Genomic DNA, 3221 nt, shown 5'->3' with positions numbered 1-3221 from the left:
TTCGATAAGACGTCCCTGTCTTATCGAAAAACGGCGCACGTCCTGTGCGCCGCCCTACGGGTCTACGGTTGACCGGTAAAGCGGCAAGAGCCACGGCAGATCAAAATCACGGCAACGGCAACGGCAACGGCAACGGCAACGGCAACGGCCGTCGCTGCTCTTGGGTAGGAGCGGCGCGAGCCGCGACCGCGCAACTGCATGCGCGACGAAACGCATGCGCCCTGCTAAACCTTCAACCCATCCTCAATCGAACGCGAACGCATCCAGCGCCAACGACCCCATCTCGTGCGAACGATGGATCGTGCGCACCCTCGGTTCGTCGCCGGCCGCGCCCATCGCCACGAACAGCGGCATCAGGTGTTCGACGGTCGGATGCGCATGACGCGCGTGCGGGGCCTGTTCCTGCCAGTCGAGCAGGGCGGCGTGGTCGCCGGTGGCGAGTTTGTCGTGCATCCAGGCGCTGAACTCGGCCGCCCACGGCGGCATCGGTGCGTCGCGGTGGCGCCAATCCAGGTCGCCCAGGTTGTGCACGAAACCGCCCGAGCCGATCATCAGCACGCCTTCGTCGCGCAACAGCGACAAGGCGCGGCCGACGGCGTAGTGCTCGGCGGCGGTGCCGTGCGGCATCACCGACAACGGCACTACCGGGATGTCGGCCTGTGGGTACATACGCCGCAGCGGCACCCACACGCCATGGTCGAGGCCGTGGTGATCGCGCAGTTTGGCCGGCAGGCCGGCCACGACCAGGCGATCGAACACTTCCTCGGCCAGGTCCGGCGAGCCGGCGGCGGGGTAGTGGATCTGGTACAGCGGCTCGGGGAAGCCGCCGAAGTCGTGCACGGTGTGCGGGCGGACGTGGCCGCCGACCATAGTCCGGTCGGTCATGAAATGCGCCGAGGCGATCACGATCGCGCGCGGCCACGGCAGTTGCTGGCCGAGGTCGTCGAGAAAACGCCCGGCGGGCGTGTCCTCGATCGCCAGCATCGGCGAACCGTGGGAAAGGAACAGCGTCGGCAGGCGAGTCGGGATGTCCATGATCCCAGGGTGATCCCGCTTGCGCTGTTTTCCAAGTTGGGCCACTGCGCTTGATCGTTCTGCGGCTGTGCTCAATGCCCGGAATGAGACTGCATTGTTGAGCGCGCTCGGGCGAGGCAAGGACGTCCGCCACAGAACCGCAAGTGGGACAGGCGAGCGGCCGACCCCGCCGCGTCGTCCGGGTCTGGCAAAATAGCGGGCTCACTCACCCGCAGGCCCCTTGCACATGAGCCACTTCGATATCCGTTCGACCGTCCGTCCCGACCCTGACAAGCCGATGGTGGACATCGCCGACTACGTCGCCGATTACAAGATCGATTCGAAAGAGGCTTACGACACCGCCCGCTACATGCTGCTGGACTCGCTGGCCTGCGCCGCGCTGGCGATGGACCACAAGGAATGCCTGAAGCACCTCGGCCCGCTGGTGCCGGGCGCCGAGATGAAGGGCGGCGCACGCGTCCCCTACACCGGCTTCGAGCTCGACCCGGTCCAGGCCGCCTACAACATCGGCGTGCAGATCCGCTGGCTCGACTTCAACGACACCTGGCTCGCCGCCGAATGGGGCCACCCCTCCGACAACCTCGGCGCCATCCTCGGCGTCGCCGATTACCTGGGCCGCAAGGCCGAGGCCGAAGGCGGCCAGGCGATGACCGTGCGCGACGTGCTCGGCCACGCCATCAAGGCCCACGAGATCCAGGGCGGCTACGCCCTCAAGAACTCGTTCAACCGCGTCGGCCTCGACCACGTGATCCTGGTCCGCCTGGCTTCGACCGCCGTCACCACCCAGATGCTCGGCGGCGACAAGGACGCCATCGTCACCGCGGTCTCGCATTCGTGGATCGACAACGGCGTGCTGCGGACCTACCGCCACGCCCCGAACACCGGCCCGCGCAAGAGCTGGGCCGCCGGCGACGCCTGCCGCCGCGCCGTCACTCACGCCCTCAACGCCGTCAAGGGCGTGGTCGGCTACCCGAGCGCGCTGTCGGTCAAGACCTGGGGCTTCTACGACATCGCCTTCAAGGGCAAGCAGTTCGAGTTCGAGCGTCCGTTCGGCAGCTACGTGATGGAGAACGTGCTGTTCAAGATCAGCTTCCCGGCCGAGTTCCACGCCCAGACCGCGGTCGAGTGCGCGATGAAGCTGCACGAGCAGGTCAAGGACAAGCTGGACCAGATCGAGCGTATCGAGCTGGAGACCCAGGAAGCCGGCGTGCGCATCATCGACAAGACCGGCCCGCTGGCGAACTACGCCGACCGCGACCACTGCCTGCAGTACATGGTCGCCGTGCCGCTGATCTTCGGCCGCCTGACCGCCGACGACTATGTCGACGCCATCGCCGCCGACCCGCGCATCGACGCCCTGCGCGACAAGATGACGGTCAAGGAGAACGAGCAGTTCACCAAGGACTACTTCGACCCCGACAAGCGCTACATCGGCAACTCGGTGCAGGTGTTCTTCAAGGACGGCAGCTCGACCGACAAGGTCTCGATCGACTACCCGATCGGCCACCGCAAGCGCCGCGCCGAAGGCATCCCGGTGCTGATGGCCAAGTTCGAGGCCGCCGTGCGCGCCAAGCTGCCGGCCGCCCAGGCCGACCGCCTGCTGGCCCTGGCCAACAACCCGGCCGAGCTGGAAGCGCTGCCGGTGACCGAGTTCATGAGCCTGTTCGCGCAGCCGGCCCGTTAATCAACACCCCGGATGTGCACAACCATCGTTTGGATTCGGTACGCCCAAACTGAATGGACCGCGACCAGGTTCCATAATTCATGGAACTTGGTCGAATGTTAGACGGTTGTTAACACCGCTTTCACGTTGGCAAACCTACTCTGCGCGGGATGGCGTCATCAGGCGGCCGTCCTGAACGGTAGAAACCTCGCAGACGCGGTTTCCATATTTTTGAACCAAGGAGCTACAAGATGAATAAGAAACTCCTCTGCGCCGCCCTGCTGGGTGGCCTGAGCCTTGCCCAGGTCGCCAGCGCGCAGGACTTCGACGATCGTTGGTACCTGACCGGCGCTGCCGGCATGAACATCCAGGACAACGACCGCGGTACCCGCAATGCTCCGTTCGGTGCGATCGGCCTCGGCAAGTTCCTCAACAAGAACTGGTCGCTCGACGGCGAGCTGAACTATCAGAACCCGAAGTTCGACGCCAACCAGGACGCCAACTGGAGCCAGTACGGCATCTC

At 65.4% G+C, this 3221-nt stretch carries 3 protein-coding genes; 2 read left to right on the top strand and 1 reads right to left on the bottom strand.

Features of this window, described 5'->3' with window-relative positions; all coding sequences use genetic code 11:
- Nucleotides 1-243: 243 nt before the first annotated feature.
- Nucleotides 244-1035, bottom strand: a complete 792-nt coding sequence (locus EX88_RS0122610) for a DODA-type extradiol aromatic ring-opening family dioxygenase (RefSeq protein WP_031374248.1) — start codon at nt 1033-1035, stop codon at nt 244-246.
- 226 nt (nt 1036-1261) lie between these two features.
- Between EX88_RS0122610 and EX88_RS0122605 the strand changes: the two genes are divergently transcribed.
- The gene (locus tag EX88_RS0122605) at nt 1262-2719 is read left to right on the top strand and encodes a bifunctional 2-methylcitrate dehydratase/aconitate hydratase (protein WP_031374247.1); all 1458 of its coding nucleotides are present in this window, start codon (nt 1262-1264) and stop codon (nt 2717-2719) included.
- A gap of 230 nt (nt 2720-2949) precedes the next feature.
- The coding region (locus tag EX88_RS0122600) for an outer membrane beta-barrel protein (RefSeq protein WP_031374246.1) at nt 2950-3221 on the top strand (272 nt) is incomplete at its 3' end.

The organism is Lysobacter antibioticus (assembly GCF_000731095.1).
In the GTDB taxonomy this organism is placed as follows: Bacteria; Pseudomonadota; Gammaproteobacteria; order Xanthomonadales; family Xanthomonadaceae; genus Lysobacter; species Lysobacter antibioticus_B.
This window is presented reverse-complemented; position numbering and strand designations above follow the sequence as displayed.

Bases quoted from the DNA above. Each gene is read 5' to 3' on its own strand.
- EX88_RS0122605 (WP_031374247.1), top strand. From the start codon at position 1,262: ATGAGCCACTTCGATATCCGTTCGACCGTCCGTCCCGACCCTGACAAG.
- EX88_RS0122610 (WP_031374248.1), bottom strand. From the start codon at position 1,035: ATGGACATCCCGACTCGCCTGCCGACGCTGTTCCTTTCCCACGGTTCG.